Source organism: Parabacteroides sp. KHUB-03, from assembly GCF_056640975.1.
Genome location: NZ_CM153257.1, coordinates 2,445,414 through 2,463,092 on the forward strand (window position 1 = coordinate 2,445,414; position 17,679 = coordinate 2,463,092).

A 17,679-nucleotide genomic window follows, 5' to 3' on the forward strand; every position below is an offset into this window, starting at 1 on the left:
CAAATATTACTTAACACAGCTCAAAAAACTTGCATTGTAAAAAATAATATCTACTTTTGCACCCGGGTAAGTCCTATACGGCATGCTCCCTCGGAATCCCCCAGGGCTTGACCGCAGCAAGGGTACTTGGTTGTAGCGGCGCGATGTAGTAAGCTTACCCACCTGCCTCTTTAGCTCAGTTGGCCAGAGCACGTGATTTGTAATCTCGGGGTCGTTGGTTCGAATCCGACAAGAGGCTCAAAAATAACAAAAAAGGAAGTTCTGCAAGGGCTTCCTTTTTCTATTTTATAGACAATATTCTTGTACATTATCATAATAATACTATCTTTGTGATTAAGAATTCAAATATGCTTACATCATGGGAGAAAACAAGAGTTTACTAATTAAAGATGCAATGACCTACGGGTTTATAATGGGAATATTCTGGGTAGTAAAGTATTTATTCTTTATTTTCAGTGGCTCAGCCTCCATACTAAACTATGTATACATACTGCTGACTCTAGCCGTCCCGTTCTTTGCTTATTATCTTACCAAAAAGTATAAAGAAGAAATAGGAGGAGAAATAAGCTTTTTCCACGCATGGCGTTTCGGAACAATGATATATTTCTTTGCAGCATTAATCGTTTCTCTTGAACACTTCGTATTCTATCAATTTATAGCACCGCCAAATTTTTTACCAAATGTAATAAATCAGGCAATTGACACGTTAAAAAACACAAATGTAAATACCGAAGTCATCGAATCGGTCAGCAATATGAATTTTTCTCCGATACACATGGCTATTCAGGGTATTTTCAACAATATATTTTATGGTATCGTATTGTCTATACCGGTAGCGGCTCTTCTGTGCAGAAACAATGCATCAGGCGCTATCACACAAAAGAGCCAGGAAGAATAAACAATAACAAATTAAATGGACATATCAGTAGTTATTCCGTTGTATAACGAAGCCGAATCTTTGCCGGAATTATTCGCATGGATAGATCGGGTTATGAAAGAACATAAATTCAGTTATGAAGTCATATTCATAAATGACGGGAGCACAGACAACTCCTGGGAAGTGATTGAAGATTTAAAAAAGAAAGAGCCGGAAATTGTAAGAGCTATTAAATTCCGCCGGAATTACGGAAAATCGCCTGGATTAAACTGCGGTTTTGAACGTACGCAGGGAGATGTTGTTATCACAATGGATGCCGATCTGCAAGACAGTCCGGACGAAATACCCGAACTATACAGAATGATAAAGGAAGACGGGTATGATTTGGTTTCCGGATGGAAAAAGAAGCGCTATGACCCGCTCTCTAAAACCATACCAACAAAGCTATTCAATGCCACGGCCCGTAAATTTTCAGGAATCAATAACCTTCATGATTTCAACTGCGGACTTAAAGCATACAAAAGCATCGTTATAAAAAACATTGAGATATATAACGACATGCACCGCTATATCCCCTACCTGGCAAAAATTGCAGGATTTCATAAAATCGGGGAAAAGGTAGTACAACATCAGGCACGTAAGTACGGAACGACAAAATTCGGATTGAACCGTTTCGTTAATGGTTATCTTGATTTAATTACGTTATGGTTTACTTCCAAATTCGGAAAGAAACCGATGCACTTTTTCGGCCTGTGGGGAAGCGTAATGTTTCTGATCGGCTTTATTGCTTTGGTAATTGTACTAAGTGCTAAGCTAATATCCATAATCAACGGAGATTTAAGACCTTTAGTAACAAACTCTCCATACTTCTACGTTTCACTTACAGCAATGATTGTTGGGACACAAATGTTTTTGGCAGGATTTATCGGAGAACTGATCTCCCGAAATTCACCCAACAGAAATCATTATAAGATTGAATCTGAAATATGAATTTGTTGGAATTAATAAAGAAACGATGTTCCATTCGTAACTATTCATCATCTCCTGTTGAAGACGAAAAGATAAGCTACATACTGGAAGCGGCACGCTTAGCTCCTTCTGCCGTCAACTATCAGCCGTGGTATTTCCTTATTGTAAAAAAAGAAAGCGGATGCAGAAAGTTGCAGGAGTGTTATCCGAGAGAATGGTTTAAATCGGCAAACTGTTTTATCGTCGTTTGTGGAGACCAAAGTCAATCGTGGAAACGCAATGACGGCAAAGATTACATGGATATTGATGCAGCCATCGCAGCTGAACATATATGCCTTTCGGCAACCGAACAAGGATTGGGAAGCTGTTGGGTTTGTAACTTTGACACTGCACTTTGTAAAAAACATTTCAATATACCGGAAACAGTTGAGCCAATAGTAATCATACCTATCGGCTATCCGGCAACTCCTTCATTGTTCGACGAGACACCCAAAAAGCGGAAGGCAATTGAAGAAACAGTAAAACTGGAAACATTTTAACAAATGACATTTATAGAAATCCTACTTCTGGCTGTTGGCCTGTCCATGGACAGTTTGGCAGTCTCTGTAACAGGTGGAGCTGTTATAAAAAAATGCACATTCGGTAATGTTGCAAAAATAGCAATGGTAATGGGGATATTTCAGGCCTGTTTTACTATCGCAGGCTATTTTGCAGGGCTAGGATTCCAGAAATATATACAAGCTTTCGACCATTGGATAGCGTTCTCCCTCCTACTCTATCTGGGAGGAAAAATGATTTATGAAAGCACAAAAGCCGAATCCGAAGATTGCAAGTTCAATCCCCTTTGCAACAAAACTTTATGCGGATTAGCAGTTGCAACGAGTATAGATGCACTAGCTATAGGGATTTCGTTGGCATTACTTAACCAACCTCTACTTTTATTAGCAACAACAATAGGCATCGTTACCATTATCATATCGGCCACTGGTGTTTATTTTGGTAGCCACTTCGGGAGAAAAATAGACCTGAAACTGGATATTATCGGTGGTCTCATATTAATAGGCATTGGAACAAAAATACTTATCGAACATCTGTTTTTCAATTGATCCGGACAATTAATCTTAAAAACACCGGGATCGGTTGAATCTGAATATTTTTTATATCTTTGCGGCAACAAATATCTCAATATGAGTAAAAGAGTAAGCCTTCTTATAAGTCTGGGTGTTCTTTTATTAACTGCTTGCACTAATCAAAGTCAGTACTACGAAGATAGTGGTAGCGTATTTCATACGCTCTATCACATCAAATATCAATCGCCAAAACCATTAACAACGGCCATAGATAAAGAATTCCAGGACTTCAATCATTCACTGAATCCGTTTAATCCTAATTCGATTATTTCACGTATAAACAACAACGACTCTATCAAAGTTGACGAATGGTTTTCCGAGGTGTTCCTTAAAGCCAGCGAAATCTCAGATAAAACAAACGGAGTCTTTGATATAACCTGTGCTCCTTTAGTCAATTTATGGGGATTCGGTTTCAGCAAAATGGATAGTGTTACCCCAAACATGATTGACAGCATTAAACAGTTTGTCGGTTATAAGAAAGTCCGCTTAAAAGACAAAAATATAATTAAAGACGATCCCAGACTCATGCTAAATTGCTCCGCTATCGCAAAAGGGTATGCATGTGATATTATTGCCCGTTTACTAGAACGGGAAGGAGTTACCAACTATATGGTGGAAATTGGTGGTGAAGTAACAATGAGCGGAGTTAATCCTAATGGAGATTGCTGGCGCATAGGAATTAATAAACCGGAAGATGAGTCCACAGGTATTCAGAATGAAATTGAAGAAGTGGTACAACTTTGTAAAAAAGGGGGAATTGCAACATCAGGCAATTACCGCAATTTTTACATAAAAGACGGAAAGAAATATGCCCACACAATTGATCCCAGAACCGGATACCCGGCAGAAAAAAACATATTAAGTGCAACGATTATAGCAAACGATTGCATGACTGCAGATGCTTACGCCACAGCATTTATGGCAATGGGGCTGGAACAAGTCCGTAAAATAGCAAATACGCTACCGGAAATAGAATATTTTATTATTTATTCGGATGAGAATGGCAAGCAGCAGATAGAGTATTCTAAAGGAATGGTGCAATATCTCCCTAATCGACAAACATTATCTATTCTAGAAAACCCTTAATCTCAAGATGGAAAAATATGCAAGCCAATTAGAATGTAAAGATGTAAATGCCGGAAAAATATTACTAAAAGGGAAGCTAAATAATAACTTATTATTATTTGTCTCTTCCGGGAGCATTATTATCAATAGTAATAATAAATCAAAAATTGAAATAAACGAAGGGCATTTTGTTCTGTTATCTGCCAACACAGATTATATAGCAACTGCAGTAACAGCATCTCATATACTATTTATTCACGCAGATTCTCTATCGGATATGATTATTGACGATCCGGGATGGGATCCGGAAAATCCGCAGGTTTTGCCTATACTTCCCGCATTAGCAAAAACCCTGAACCAAATAGAGTATTATCAGAAAGACACAAGAACCCAATTAAATTAGAATTTTTGCAGTTCTCTATAAAGACGTTGGATTGGCAAACCCATTACATTATAAAACGATCCGTTAATAGCCTCAACACCAACATATCCGATCCATTCTTGAATACCATACGCTCCCGCTTTATCAAACGGATGGAAATTGTTTACATAATATTCAATCTCTTCCATTGATAATTCTGCAAAACAGACGGCAGAAGAAACCGAGAACGTTTCCTGTTTTCTTTTTGTTACAATACAAACGCCCGTTACAACTTCATGTACGTGGCCGGATAATTTAGAAAGCATCGAAATAGCTTCTTCCCTGTTTGCAGGTTTCCCCATTACTTCAGTAAATGTCCACACTATAGTATCGCCGGTTATCAACAGCTCATCATCAGCCAGTTTATCTAAGTATGAATTAGCCTTCTTTCTTGCTATATACTCCGGTATTTCTTCTCCTTGTAATGAACTGGGATATGACTCATCTATATCAGGTATAGTACGAACTTCAAATGCCACACCTAACCCAGCCAAAAGCTCTTTTCTCCTAGGAGAATTAGAACCCAATATAATCTTATAGTTATTCAAATTATCCAACATAACCACTCCTTTTCTGCATTACATTACCACCCAAAAGCTTCTTCACTCATCCAATGAGACTGTGCCTTTAATGTTTGCTCTATTACATCACGCGCTACACCGCAACCTCCATTTTTCAAGGAAATATATTTTGCTATGCTTTTAATCTCCGGAGCTGCATCTGCAGGGGCGACAGGCAAACCAACAAGTTTCATGACATCATAATCCGGAATATCATCACCGGCGTACATTACCTCCTCTGGCAACAAGCCTGTTTTTTCCATAAAATCATTAAAATCATGGATCTTTATTGCACTCTTCATATAAATATGTTTTATACCCAAGCGGGAGAAACGAATTTCAACAGCTTCAGTATAACCGCCCGTTATAATGGCAACATGATACCCTTTCTTTACAGCCAACTGCAAGGCATATCCATCTTTTATATTGACAGTACGCATAGGGTCTCCATTTGGATGCAACGGGATTACATCACAAGATAAGACACCGTCTACGTCAAACACGAAAGCTTTAATCTTTGTAAGGTCATAATTGATATTACTCATTTTGGGCCTCCTTATGTATACTCCGGCTCATAAGTTGATAGATCGTTTTCATGTCCTGATCATTCAACATCGCCAGATGTTTATTAATTACGTTTTCATCATACCGGATTGCCGGTCCGGTCTGTGCATCCCGGGGCGGCATTTCATGTACCTTCGCAGCCGTTTCGTCTATTAAGGGATACAGTACATTCATTGGTATTTCTTGCTCTGCCACTATTTTACCAGCTAAAGTATAAATATGATTTGTAAAATTGCAAGCAAATACAGCTGCGAGATGCAGGTATTTTCTTTTCTCTGAAGATAAATACCGGACATCTTCCGACAAAGCACTCGCTATTTCCTGTAAAACATTTTTATCCTTTTCCGAATTAGCCTCCACAAAAAAAGGTATAGTCTTAAAACCTATTTCACGTTCCCTACTAAAAGTCTGTAATGGATAAAGCACACCAAAACGATTTGCATATCCTTCAAAAACACTCATCGGCATACTTCCTGCCGTATGCACCCACAATCCATTATTCGACTTCACCCCTGCAATAACTCCCTGAAGAACTGAATCTTTCAGAGAAAAAACATACAAATCGGCATCAGACTTTATTTCAGTCAAGTTTGTTGTCCACGGACAATTCAACTTTTCAGCCAAACTCTTTGCATGCTCCGTAGTATGACTATAAACCTGTTCAACAATCATTCCTGCCCGGTGCATTTCCAAAGACAAACGGGTAGCTAAGTTTCCGGCACCAACAAATACAATTCTCATTTTACCGCATTTTCGTTTTCCCCTGGCATTTTAAAAGTGCCCAAATGAATTTTTTCCCATTGTAAATGAGATTCATCAAAAGGTTTACGTGCCTGGTCTTTATAACCGAAACCTATTATTGATAACACTTCCAGTTGATAAGGTATGTTAAACAGATTACGTACGTACTGACTGGAATCCATATCATCTTCTGTCTGACGATTACGAATCTGGCACCAACAACTCCCCAGCCCCAGGTCTTCTGCCTGCAACTGCATATAAATAGAAGCAACGGCAGTATCCTCAATCCAGACATCACTCTCCATTACATTTGCAAGAACAACCACAGCCAAGGCACAACCTTCCAAAAAAGAAGAACCGTTCTTTTTACAAGCTGCCAGCTTTTTCAGCATCTCTTTATCTTCGACAACAACAAACTGCCACGGATTACTCCGTTTAGAAGCAGGAGACATTAAGGCTGCTTTCAATATAAGTTCTACTTGTTCAGGAGAGAGCAATTCTTCCGTAAACTTCCGGGTGCTTCTTCTATTCTTTATAAGTGTTGTGAAATTTCCCATTTTTATATTCCTTTGTACGGACTTTTAAGTCATATTTTGCAAATATAAATATAATTTTTTGCACGTATTATATACGCTTCCTTCTTTTTTCTCGTTAGTAACTCTATAATATATAGATTATGAAGATTCGTGCGATAGCTGCACTGCTATTTATATTACTATCATTAAGTGCTTTCGGGCAAGGACATATAAAAGTAACCGGATACGTTCGTGATGCGGACGGTAATCCTTTGGAATTGGTGAACATCCGGGTTAAAGGAACTTTAAACGGAGCCATGACTAATGAAAAAGGATACTATTCCATATCTGTTGCATCAGGAGACTCGATTGCCCTCATATATTCCTGTCTCGGATATAATAAAGCCGAAAGAATAATACCTCAGGCAATCACAGACATGAGGTTAAACGTGCAAATGAATTATACAGCCTTAGAGTTGAATGAAGTTTCCGTCACTGCCATTCGTAAGCAGACTACAACAATGGAAACAATGAATGCCGACAAAATAAAATTACTTCCCGACCCGGCAGGAGGAAGTATAGAAAGTCTTGTAGTTACATTTGCCGGAGTGTCATCCAATAACGAATTAAGTTCACAATACTCCGTACGTGGAGGCAGTTATGACGAAAACATTGTTTATGTAAACGGCATTGAAGTATTCCGTCCTCTATTAATCCGTTCAGGGCAACAGGAAGGGCTAAGTTTTATTAATCCGGACTTAACCGAATCCGTAAATTTTGCAGCCGGAGGTTTTGAAGCCAGTTTCGGAGACAAGATGAGTTCGGTTCTGGATATCACTTATAAAAAACCAAAAGCGCTTGAAGGTTCGGTTTCTGCCAGTTTATTAGGAGCCAGTGCTTATGTTGGAAGTGCTTCCGGTAAATTTACACAGGTAACGGGCATCCGTTATAAAACAGGCCGCACATTATTAAAAACAATGGATACAGATGCCGAATATGACCCGAACTTTATAGATGCACAAACATATATGACCTATAAACCGGCACCGAAATGGGAAGTCAACTTTTTAGGCAACTTGTCGGTAAACAATTATAAATTCATACCTCATAACAGGGAAACCACTTTTGGCACTATTTCAAACCCAAAGAATTTCACCGTATACTTTGACGGACAAGAAAGAGATAAATTCCAGACTATGTTTGGAGCACTTACCCTTAAATACCAACCGAATGATAATACGGAAGTAGGTTTACAAGCTTCTGCTTTCAACAGTAAAGAAGAAGAAAGTTATGATATTTCGGGAGAATACTGGTTAAGTGAAAACGGAGCCGAAGATGCCGGAGATAATATTTCATCCGCAATGTCTGTAGGACGTTATCACGAACATGCAAGAAACCGTTTACGTTCCAACATCATGAACGTAGGTCATTACGGTATATCCCGGTTAAAAAACAACACACTGAAATGGGGAGCCTTAGTACAATTTGAAAAGATAAACGACAGAATCAGCGAATGGGAAAAGCGGGATTCCTCAGGTTATTCCCTGCCTCAGACAGGTGGTACTGTAAATTTAATCGACAATTTGTTTTCAGACCAACAGTTACAAAGCACCCGCTTATCCGCTTATCTTCAGGATGCATTCAAATTCCGGACAAAACAGGGATTATTCACACTTGTAGGAGGCATCAGGGGTAGTTATTGGACTTATAATAAAGAATTTATCTTCAGCCCCCGTGCATCTCTCGGTTTTATCCCGAATTTCGATCAGAATCTGACTCTCCGCCTGGCATCCGGTTTATATTATCAATCTCCTTTTTATAAGGAATTACGTTTAACCCAAAAAGATGAAAACGGGAATAACATTACTATTTTAAATAACAAGCTAAAATCCCAACGTTCCATACATTTTATTTTAGGAGGAGATTACACATTCCGTGCTTCCGACCGGAATTTTAAGGTAACAACCGAACTCTATTATAAAAAACTGGATAACTTAATACCCTACACAATCGACAATGTCAAGATACGTTATTACGGAGAAAATTGTGCCAAAGGTTACGCAATGGGACTTGATGTCAAGTTCTTTGGAGAATTTGTTCCGGGAACAGATTCATGGATCAGCTTTTCATTAATGAAAGCCGAACAGACAATTCGTGAAACAACGAAAGTCCCTATGCCAAACAGCCAGGGATACAATATTTCTCTATTTTTCCAAGACTATTTTCCGGGATACAAAAGAGTAAAGCTAAACCTGAAAGGCGTTCTTTCCGGAGGACTTCCTGTCACAGCTCCACGTAAAGGTTACGAAGACGGCTACCACCGGACTCCTGCCTATAAACGTGTGGATTTAGGATTCTCATACCAGTTGGCCGGCGGAACCGATGCCATCATGGACAGAGGTTTTTTCAGGCATCTGAAAAACATCTGGCTAGGCCTGGATATATTCAACATCTTCGATATAAAAAATGTAAGCTCATATTACTGGATAACAGACGTATACAACACCCAGTATGCCGTACCCAACTACCTGACAGGACGGCAGCTAAACGTACGCTTAATTGTGGATTTCTGATTTCGGAACTTCCTTTTACCCTTTTTCAAAATCACCCCGATGATTTTCTAAAAAGATCACTATGATTTATAAAAAACATCGGGATGATTTTTTTCAAACATAAACGCCTTTCTCTTATCACTATCCAAAAGCTTTAATCCGGCACACAAAAGTCCACTTTTAAACATATATAAAGAGCAGATAAAAATAAAGATTTATTTCTTCATTTATAATAAAGAATGTACCTTTGCACATACAAAATAAAAACATTTACTAAATCTTTAAATTATTATTCACATGGAACTTACACATATCGAACATCTGGGTATTGCGGTAAAGAGCATTGAAGCTTGTTTACCTTATTACGAAAAAGTATTAGGCTTGAAATGCTATAACATCGAAGAGGTAGCTGATCAAAAAGTAAAAACAGCATTTTTCAAAGTAGGACAGACTAAAATTGAATTATTGGAACCAACCAGCGAAGATAGCACTATTGCCAAATTCATCGAGAAAAAAGGAGAAGGCATTCACCACATCGCATTTGCCGTACCTGATGTGCAGGCTGCATTAGACGAAGCTGCCGAAAAAGGCGTTCAGTTAATCGACAAGGCACCACGTCATGGCGCCGAAGGTTTAAATATAGCTTTCCTTCACCCAAAATCAACTTGCAGCGTACTGACGGAACTTTGCATGCCTGGAAAGTAATATTTTCTATTAACAAGTTCATTTCTAACAACAAATCAAAAATACAATGAGTAACCAACTTGAGAAAGTAAAAGAGCTTATCGCTCTTCGTGAAACTGCTCGCCTAGGTGGAGGAGAAAAACGAATCGAATCTCAGCACAAAAAAGGTAAATACACAGCACGTGAACGTATTGCCATGTTGCTGGATGAAGGAAGTTTTGAAGAATTCGATATGTTTGTACAACACCGTTGTACAAATTTCGGAATCGAAAAGACTAAATTTTTAGGAGACGGTATCGTAACCGGTTATGGTACGATAGACGGACGTTTAGTATATGTTTTCGCACAAGATTTTACAGTATTCGGTGGTGCTTTATCCGAAGCTTTAGCCATGAAGATATGTAAAGTAATGGATCAGGCCATGAAAATGGGTGCTCCTGTTATCGGATTGAACGATTCGGGTGGTGCACGTATTCAGGAAGGAGTAAATGCACTGGCAGGTTATGCTGAAATTTTCCAGCGTAACATTTTAGCATCAGGGGTTATTCCTCAGATTTCAGGTATCTTTGGCCCTTGCGCCGGTGGTGCCGTATATTCTCCGGCTTTGACAGACTTCAACATCATGACCCGTGGAACAAGTTACATGTTCCTGACAGGTCCGAAAGTTGTTAAAACTGTTACAGGTGAAGATGTAACACAGGAAGAACTGGGTGGAGCAAGCGTACACACCACAAAATCAGGCGTTGCTCATTTTGCTGTTGATACAGAAGAAGAAGGTTTGCAATTGATACGTAAATTAATCAGTTTCCTTCCGCAAAACAACCTTGAAGAAACACCGCTCATCGAATGTAAAGATCCTATAGATCGTTTAGACGACGTATTGAACGATATAATACCGGATAATGCAAATCAATCATACGACATGTATGAAGTGATCGGCACGATCGTGGACAACAACGAATTCCTGGAAGTACACGCTGATTATTCAAAGAATATTATCGTAGGTTTCGCCCGTTTTAACGGACAGACCGTAGGTATAGTTGCCAACCAGCCGAAAGTAATGGCAGGATGTTTGGATAGCAATGCTTCACGTAAAGCCGGCCGTTTCGTTCGTTTCTGCGACGCATTCAATATTCCTTTGGTAACATTGGTTGACGTACCGGGATTCCTTCCGGGAACAGGCCAGGAATACAACGGCGTAATCCTTCATGGTGCCAAGTTACTTTATGCATACGGAGAAGCTACAGTTCCTAAAATCACAGTTACTTTACGTAAATCGTACGGTGGAGCTTATTGCGTAATGAGTTCTAAACATTTACGCGGTGATATGAACTACGCATGGCCAACTGCAGAAATTGCCGTAATGGGACCGAGTGGTGCTGTAGAAGTTATTTTCGCAAAAGACGTTGCCGCAGCGGAAGATCCTGCAAAAGCAGCTGCAGAAAAAGAAGAAGAATACAAAAAAGCATTCGCAAACCCATACAATGCTGCTCAATACGGTTATATCGATGATGTTATCGAACCTCGTAACACCCGTTTCCGTATTATTCGTGCTTTACAACAATTGCAGACTAAAAAGCTGAGCAATCCTGCAAAGAAGCATGACAATCTGCCTCTGTAATTCTTAAAACAGGAAATGAATATGATAAATAAGAAAATAGGCGTATTGTTGTTGTTCGTTGTGCTCTTTTCATTCGGAGCAAACGCACAGCGCGCAGCCTCCATGCGAATAAATGAAGTGCTTGTCGACAACGAAGATAATTTTGTTGACGATTATGGCAAACGCCATCCTTGGATTGAATTATACAATACTTCTGCAGGAACTGTGAATATCGCAGGTTGCTACCTGACTAACGATAAAAACAATCCGAAGAAATATCCTATTCCAAAGGGTGATGTTTTGACAATCATTCCTCCCCACCAACACACGCTGTTTTGGGCGGACGGAGAACCTAACCGGGGTACTTTCCATGTAAATTTCACATTAGACCCTGCTACGGATAACTACATAGCTTTATATGATGCCGACGGTAGAACGCTAATTGATGAAATCACAATTCCCGCCGCACAGAAAGCTGATGTTAGTTACGGAAGAGTAATTGACGGACAAGATGAATGGGCACAACTTACTAAAGTTACTCCCAGTACAAACAACCTGACATTGGATTCGAATGAAAAAATCGAGAATTTCAAAGAAAACGATTCCATAGGTATCGGTATGACTGTCACAGCTATGGCTGTCGTATTTTCAGGTTTGTTTTTACTATACATTATCTTTAAACAAGTTGGTAAATTTGCTATCGCCGCAAGTAAACGCAATGCTAAGAAAGCTGCAGGAACAGCTTCCGGTGTTTCGGCTGACGCAGGAGAAGAATCCGGTGAAATTTTTGCAGCCATTGCAACGGCATTGTACGAAATGAGTGATGACAATCACGACGTAGAAAACACCGTTCTTACAATCCGCAAGGTAGCGCGTACCTACTCTCCGTGGAGTTCTAAGCTCTATGGCTTACGTGAAGTTCCCAGAAAGTAATTATCTCTTAAAAACAAAAAAGAATGAAAAGTTTTAAATATACCATCAACGGTAGCGTATATAAAGTACATATCAACTCAGTGGTTGACGATATCGCTGAAGTAGAAGTAAATGGTACTCCGTATCAGGTAAAAATGGAGAAACCGGCTAAAAAACAAATGGTAACTCTGAAACGTCCGGCTCAAGCCCCGACAACATCAACAGGAGAGCCTGTTATTACTCGTCCGACCGCCACAACAACCCAGGGCGCTGTTAAAACACCGCTTCCAGGAGTTATTCTGCAAGTTAAATGTAATGTTGGCGACACGGTAAAAAGAGGACAAACATTGATTATCCTTGAAGCCATGAAAATGGAAAACAACATCAATGCCGACCGTGACGGTAAAATCATCGAAATTAAAGTTCACAAGGGAGATTCTGTTCTGGAAGGTGCAGACCTCGTCGTAATCGGATAAGCGTATGTTTGGATCAATATTACTACAAGCGGCAGGAGTACAAGAAAGTTTTCTTCAGTTTTTAGGAAAAAACTTAGAGCTATTCCTTACCTATACAGGAGTATATAATGCAACTCCGGGACATATTATTATGATCCTGATAGGTCTGTTTTTTATATTTCTGGCAATTAAATATGAATTTGAACCTATGTTGCTGATCCCTATCGGATTTGGTATTCTGATCGGTAATATACCATTCAAAGATGCCGGACTCCAGGTAGGTATTTACGAACAAGGTTCTGTGCTTAACATCCTCTATCAGGGTGTAACCTCCGGATGGTATCCGCCGTTGATCTTCCTCGGTATCGGGGCTATGACCGACTTCTCGGCTTTGATTTCCAATCCAAAACTGATGTTGATCGGAGCAGCTGCCCAGTTTGGTATTTTCGGAGCATATACTATCGCTCTTCAAATGGGATTCGAGCCAAATCAAGCTGGTGCTATCGGTATTATCGGTGGTGCAGACGGTCCAACCGCTATCTTCTTGTCTTCTAAACTGGCTCCAAACCTAATGGGGGCAATTGCCGTATCTGCCTATTCTTATATGGCATTGGTTCCTATCATACAGCCACCGTTTATGAGACTGCTGACAACCAAAAAGGAACGTTTGATCCGCATGAAACCGCCGAGAGCTGTTTCTTCTACGGAAAAAATCATCTTCCCGATCGTAGGTTTGTTATTAACCTGCTTCCTGGTTCCGTCTGGTTTACCTTTGCTGGGTATGTTATTCTTCGGAAATCTGTTAAAAGAAAGTGGAGTAACACGTCGTCTGGCAGAAACAGCGCGTGGTCCGCTGATCGACACAATTACAATTTTGCTAGGTATCACTGTAGGTGCTTCAACACAGGCTACTCAGTTCTTGACATTGAACTCCATTAAGATATTTGGCTTAGGTGCATTGTCATTCGTAATTGCTACCTGTGCAGGTATCATATTCGTGAAAATTTTCAATTTGATCCTGAAAGATGGCAACAAGATCAACCCGCTTATCGGTAATGCCGGCGTATCTGCTGTGCCCGACTCTGCGCGTATTTCGCAGACTGTAGGTTTGGAATATGACCCGACCAACTATCTGTTAATGCACGCCATGGGTCCGAACGTTGCAGGTGTAATCGGTTCTGCTGTTGCAGCCGGTATCTTGCTTGGATTCTTGGGATAAACAGTTTGAATATAATAAGAAAAAGCCTGCCCGTTGTTAACGGGCAGGCTTTTTCTTTAACCATTCGTTTTCTTTTAGTTATTCTGTTCAATCATTGCCGGATCAGTCACCGGGTTTGCATCCTCTTCCAATGTAGTCCCGGCAAACAACCAGAATAACAATAATACGGCAGCTATGATAGCCCCTATTATCAACATGATATTATTCCTCTTCCTGTAATCCATATTCTATCTGTTTTTGTTCCATTTACAGAAGAACACAAAAAAGAGGGGTTTTGTTTCAAATTCAATGCTTCGCGTGTGCAATTGCCTCGTTCAATACTTTATTCTTGGCTATAGTAGCCTGGAATTCTTTCAGATAGAAAGGCTCAAAATAAGCAACATCTTCAAATTTACCGTTTTCAAAAGCCTTTTCAGCCAATGACACCATGTTTACAGCCATAGGATGAATATCATCAAGAAATGAAGCATTGGAAGAAGATATTACTTTCTTACACTTACCGGCGCCATTCCCAAAGAAGCATATTTTGCTTTTTTCCAAATAAGCCGCATAAGTATCTTCCGTTACAACATCCGCAGCCGTTTCACGAACCAAGTGTAACGAATGGTCATATATAGCATCATAAACCTCCATTCTGCGGGCATCCAGCATAGAACAATACAAACAATCTGCAGCATTATTATTCTGTTTTATTGCAGTTGCAGCCAGAATATCCAATGTGTGGACACCTATTAATGGAATATCGTATCCAAAACATAGCCCTTTTGCTACGGAAACGCCTATGCGTAATCCGGTATATGAACCGGGGCCGCTACTGACAGCAACAGCATCCAGTTTCAAACCCTTCTGTTTAGCTATACCAACCGCTTCTTCCACATACACACCCAAAAGGACCGCATGAGACGGACCTTCAAAAGAATACTTCTCAAAAAGCACTTCTCCATTCAACGATAAAGCGACGGAACATACCGAAGTAGCCGTTTCAATATTTAAAATACAAGGCATATCAGTTCTTAATTTATTGAATGCAAATGTACAACACATTCAGATTATTTAAGTACATTTGCATTCAAATTTTCCGAACAATGATACAATCTATGACCGGATTCGGTAAGGTTACAGCCGAACTCCCTTCTAAAAAAGTAACCATAGAGATAAAAGCTCTCAACAGTAAACAACTAGACTTATCCACCCGTATTCCTTCCATCTATAAAGAAAAAGAAATGGAAATACGCAGTTTATTATTGCAAACACTGGAACGCGGAAAAGTAGAATTTAATATATTCATCGAATACATAGGCAAAGATACTCCTACCCAGATCAATCTGGCTGCCGTAGAAAATTATTATAGCCAAATCAAAGATATAGCCGGCAAGCTGAATATATCTGTACCTTCCGATTGGTTTCAAACATTATTACGTATGCCGGATGTCATCAAATCGGAAACAGTGGAAGCCGATGAAACCGAATGGGAAGTTGTGTTTGATACCGTTAAAAAGGCTGTTAAGCAATTATGCGATTTCCGCATCCAGGAAGGTGCTATGTTGCAAAAACTCTTCGAACAGAAAATCAATAACATTGCACAATTACTTTCCGAAGTAGAAACATATGAAAAAGAACGCGTCGAAAAAATCAAGGCACGCATCATGGACAACCTCGAAAAGATAGCGGGTCAGGACTATGACAAGAATCGTTTCGAACAAGAAATGATTTACTACATAGAAAAGCTGGATATTAACGAAGAAAAAAACCGTTTGGACAACCACCTTAAATACTTTATCAGTACGATAAAAGACGGACACGGACAAGGTAAAAAATTAGGTTTTATCGCCCAGGAAATAGGACGCGAAGTAAATACGCTCGGTTCGAAAAGCAACCACGCGGAAATGCAAAAGATCGTTGTCCAGATGAAAGACGAACTGGAACAAATCAAAGAACAGGTACTAAACGTATTATAATTATAATAAGATCACGATATGGCTGGCAAACTTATCATATTTTCCGCCCCCTCGGGCTCTGGTAAATCAACCATTATCAACTATCTGTTGCAACAAGGGTTAAACCTGCACTTCTCTATCTCGGCTACAAGCCGGTCACCACGCGGTGAAGAGAAGCACGGAAAAGAATATTATTTCCTTACCCCCGACGAATTCCGCAGCCGTATAGCCGCAGGCGATTTTCTGGAATACGAAGAAGTGTATAAGGATAAATACTATGGGACATTGAAAAGCGAAGTAGAACGCATCTTAAACAACGGAGACAATGTTATTTTTGACGTAGACGTTGTAGGCGGTTGCAACATAAAAAAATACTACGGTAAACAGGCCTTATCCGTTTTCATCCAACCTCCAAGTATTGAAGAATTACGAAACCGGTTAGAAGGACGTGGCACCGATACACCCGAAGTAATAGAAAGCCGCATTGCCAAAGCAGAATTCGAACTGGGATTTGCTCCTAAATTCGATACGGTTATCATAAACGACGACTTAACAAAGGCACAAGCCGAAGCGTTGAAAATAATTAAAGAGTTCCTCGAAAAAGCATGAACAACGGAAAGTCAATCGGTATTTACTCCGGTTCATTCAATCCGATCCACATAGGCCACCTGGCATTAGCCAATTGGTTATGTGAATATGGCGGATTAGATGAACTCTGGTTTATGGTAACCCCACAGAACCCGCTTAAAAAACGTGATGAACTGATGGAAGACTCATTGCGTTTCCGTATGGTGGAAGCCGCCATCGATGGTTATCCCAAATTCAGAGTCAGCAACTTTGAATTTTCCCTGCCCAAACCTTCTTACACCATCAACACGCTGAAAGCGTTAGAAAAAGCCTATACCGGATACCGGTTCCATTTAATCATTGGAGCCGATAACTGGAAAAACATTACCCATTGGAAAGATCATCAACTCATACTTAAACAATTTCCCGTTATAATATATCCCCGGAAAGGATACAAAGTACGTATACCGGAACAATATGCCAATGTCCGTACGGTCAACGCCCCTCTGATGGAAATATCCTCTTCCTTTATCCGTCAGGCGTGGAAAGAAGGCAAAGACATACGCTTTTTCCTCCCTCCCGCGACTTTGGATATTTACCTTAACGCTTGTTCAAACCTCTGATAAGAAACCTGCTCGGTTTGAACTTAATGCTCTTCCGGGCACGTATCAGACACGGTTTACCGGTTTTCGGATTCCTTCCCGGGCGTTCTACCTGATCCCAAATAGAAAACACACCAAATCCTTGAAACACAATTTCACCATCTTCTTTCGATAGTTCCTCAGTCGCCACCTGTAAAAAAGTAGTAATAAAATCCTTTATTACAACTTTAGGCATATCCATCTCTTGCGAAAGCACTTCAATAAAATCTGTCTTATTCATATTTTCAATTGTTCATTAAAGTTTATCTG

At 39.8% G+C, this 17,679-nt stretch carries 22 protein-coding genes and 1 tRNA gene; 16 read left to right on the top strand and 7 right to left on the bottom strand.

Annotated features, from left to right (window positions below):
* Positions 1 to 164: 164 nt before the first annotated feature.
* The 7 genes from ACYIB7_RS10475 to ACYIB7_RS10505 all read left to right on the top strand — a co-directional run bounded on the left by ACYIB7_RS10475 (position 165) and on the right by ACYIB7_RS10505 (position 4,444).
* Positions 165 to 238: transfer RNA gene (locus ACYIB7_RS10475), tRNA-Thr, on the top strand.
* Between the two features lie 120 nt (positions 239 to 358).
* Positions 359 to 898, top strand: coding sequence for a DUF4199 domain-containing protein (locus ACYIB7_RS10480; protein WP_480336999.1), 540 nt, complete (start codon positions 359 to 361; stop codon positions 896 to 898).
* A gap of 15 nt (positions 899 to 913) precedes the next feature.
* Entirely contained in the window at positions 914 to 1,867 is a 954-nt protein-coding gene (locus ACYIB7_RS10485) for a glycosyltransferase family 2 protein (protein WP_099465004.1), read from the top strand.
* A complete protein-coding gene (locus tag ACYIB7_RS10490) occupies positions 1,864 to 2,385 on the top strand; it encodes a nitroreductase family protein (protein ID WP_103982283.1) in 522 nt (173 codons plus the stop codon). Before ACYIB7_RS10485 ends, ACYIB7_RS10490 begins: the two co-directional genes overlap by 4 nt.
* Before the next feature lie 3 nt (positions 2,386 to 2,388).
* On the top strand, positions 2,389 to 2,952 hold the full coding sequence (locus ACYIB7_RS10495) for a manganese efflux pump MntP (protein WP_103982284.1): 564 nt from the start codon (positions 2,389 to 2,391) through the stop codon (positions 2,950 to 2,952).
* Between the two features lie 81 nt (positions 2,953 to 3,033).
* Positions 3,034 to 4,062 carry an FAD:protein FMN transferase gene (locus ACYIB7_RS10500; protein ID WP_103982285.1) on the top strand — a complete coding sequence of 343 codons (1,029 nt, stop codon included), beginning with the start codon at positions 3,034 to 3,036 and terminating at the stop codon, positions 4,060 to 4,062.
* 7 nt (positions 4,063 to 4,069) lie between these two features.
* A complete protein-coding gene (locus tag ACYIB7_RS10505; RefSeq protein ID WP_103982286.1) occupies positions 4,070 to 4,444 on the top strand; it encodes a cyclic nucleotide-binding domain-containing protein in 375 nt (124 codons plus the stop codon).
* On the opposite strand, the gene ACYIB7_RS10510 is transcribed toward ACYIB7_RS10505, so the two are convergent.
* The 4 genes from ACYIB7_RS10510 to ACYIB7_RS10525 are packed head-to-tail and all read right to left on the bottom strand — an operon-like array spanning position 4,441 to position 6,884.
* Complete coding sequence (locus ACYIB7_RS10510) at positions 4,441 to 5,022, bottom strand: Maf-like protein (protein WP_480337003.1); 582 nt, start codon at positions 5,020 to 5,022, stop codon at positions 4,441 to 4,443. The two genes, ACYIB7_RS10505 and ACYIB7_RS10510, sit on opposite strands and share 4 nt — an antisense overlap.
* Before the next feature lie 23 nt (positions 5,023 to 5,045).
* Complete coding sequence (locus ACYIB7_RS10515; protein WP_103982288.1) at positions 5,046 to 5,567, bottom strand: KdsC family phosphatase; 522 nt, start codon at positions 5,565 to 5,567, stop codon at positions 5,046 to 5,048.
* A complete protein-coding gene (locus tag ACYIB7_RS10520) occupies positions 5,560 to 6,327 on the bottom strand; it encodes a Rossmann-like and DUF2520 domain-containing protein (protein ID WP_103982289.1) in 768 nt (255 codons plus the stop codon). The genes ACYIB7_RS10515 and ACYIB7_RS10520 overlap by 8 nt, the downstream gene beginning before the upstream one ends.
* Positions 6,324 to 6,884, bottom strand: coding sequence for a nitroreductase family protein (locus ACYIB7_RS10525; RefSeq protein WP_103982290.1), 561 nt, complete (start codon positions 6,882 to 6,884; stop codon positions 6,324 to 6,326). Before ACYIB7_RS10525 ends, ACYIB7_RS10520 begins: the two co-directional genes overlap by 4 nt.
* Before the next feature lie 119 nt (positions 6,885 to 7,003).
* Here ACYIB7_RS10525 and ACYIB7_RS10530 point away from each other — a divergent pair, with 119 nt between their 5' ends.
* The 6 genes from ACYIB7_RS10530 to ACYIB7_RS10555 all read left to right on the top strand — a co-directional run bounded on the left by ACYIB7_RS10530 (position 7,004) and on the right by ACYIB7_RS10555 (position 14,264).
* Positions 7,004 to 9,415 (top strand): TonB-dependent receptor, encoded by a 2,412-nt coding sequence (locus tag ACYIB7_RS10530; protein WP_103982291.1) that lies wholly within the window; start codon positions 7,004 to 7,006, stop codon positions 9,413 to 9,415.
* A gap of 276 nt (positions 9,416 to 9,691) precedes the next feature.
* Complete coding sequence (mce, locus tag ACYIB7_RS10535) at positions 9,692 to 10,099, top strand: methylmalonyl-CoA epimerase (RefSeq protein ID WP_103982292.1); 408 nt, start codon at positions 9,692 to 9,694, stop codon at positions 10,097 to 10,099.
* Positions 10,100 to 10,145: 46 nt separating this feature from the next.
* Positions 10,146 to 11,699, top strand: a complete 1,554-nt coding sequence (locus tag ACYIB7_RS10540; RefSeq protein ID WP_099464993.1) for an acyl-CoA carboxylase subunit beta — start codon at positions 10,146 to 10,148, stop codon at positions 11,697 to 11,699.
* A gap of 21 nt (positions 11,700 to 11,720) precedes the next feature.
* On the top strand, positions 11,721 to 12,611 hold the full coding sequence (locus ACYIB7_RS10545) for an OadG family transporter subunit (RefSeq protein ID WP_099465268.1): 891 nt from the start codon (positions 11,721 to 11,723) through the stop codon (positions 12,609 to 12,611).
* Positions 12,612 to 12,634: 23 nt separating this feature from the next.
* A complete protein-coding gene (locus tag ACYIB7_RS10550; RefSeq protein WP_099464992.1) occupies positions 12,635 to 13,066 on the top strand; it encodes a biotin/lipoyl-containing protein in 432 nt (143 codons plus the stop codon).
* A 4-nt stretch (positions 13,067 to 13,070) separates the two neighbouring features.
* Positions 13,071 to 14,264: a sodium ion-translocating decarboxylase subunit beta gene (locus ACYIB7_RS10555; protein ID WP_103982293.1), complete on the top strand. Its 1,194-nt coding sequence runs from the start codon at positions 13,071 to 13,073 to the stop codon at positions 14,262 to 14,264.
* Between the two features lie 74 nt (positions 14,265 to 14,338).
* Here the strand turns inward: ACYIB7_RS10555 and ACYIB7_RS10560 are convergent, their stop codons facing one another.
* Both ACYIB7_RS10560 and tsaB read right to left on the bottom strand, forming a co-directional pair.
* Entirely contained in the window at positions 14,339 to 14,488 is a 150-nt protein-coding gene (locus tag ACYIB7_RS10560; RefSeq protein ID WP_200817929.1) for a hypothetical protein, read from the bottom strand.
* Between the two features lie 61 nt (positions 14,489 to 14,549).
* Entirely contained in the window at positions 14,550 to 15,269 is a 720-nt protein-coding gene (gene tsaB, locus ACYIB7_RS10565; RefSeq protein ID WP_103982322.1) for a tRNA (adenosine(37)-N6)-threonylcarbamoyltransferase complex dimerization subunit type 1 TsaB, read from the bottom strand.
* A gap of 80 nt (positions 15,270 to 15,349) precedes the next feature.
* On the opposite strand from tsaB, the gene ACYIB7_RS10570 reads away from it, so the two are divergent.
* Genes ACYIB7_RS10570 through nadD form a run of 3 tightly spaced genes read left to right on the top strand, consistent with a single transcriptional unit; the run spans position 15,350 to position 17,391 of the window.
* Positions 15,350 to 16,222, top strand: a complete 873-nt coding sequence (locus tag ACYIB7_RS10570) for a YicC/YloC family endoribonuclease (RefSeq protein ID WP_200817930.1) — start codon at positions 15,350 to 15,352, stop codon at positions 16,220 to 16,222.
* Positions 16,223 to 16,240: 18 nt separating this feature from the next.
* A complete protein-coding gene (gmk, locus tag ACYIB7_RS10575) occupies positions 16,241 to 16,810 on the top strand; it encodes a guanylate kinase (protein WP_103982295.1) in 570 nt (189 codons plus the stop codon).
* Complete coding sequence (gene nadD / locus ACYIB7_RS10580) at positions 16,807 to 17,391, top strand: nicotinate (nicotinamide) nucleotide adenylyltransferase (RefSeq protein WP_480337008.1); 585 nt, start codon at positions 16,807 to 16,809, stop codon at positions 17,389 to 17,391. Before gmk ends, nadD begins: the two co-directional genes overlap by 4 nt.
* On the opposite strand, the gene ACYIB7_RS10585 is transcribed toward nadD, so the two are convergent.
* The gene (locus ACYIB7_RS10585) at positions 17,369 to 17,650 is read right to left on the bottom strand and encodes an HU family DNA-binding protein (protein ID WP_103982297.1); all 282 of its coding nucleotides are present in this window, start codon (positions 17,648 to 17,650) and stop codon (positions 17,369 to 17,371) included. The two genes, nadD and ACYIB7_RS10585, sit on opposite strands and share 23 nt — an antisense overlap.
* Positions 17,651 to 17,679 lie beyond the last annotated feature (29 nt).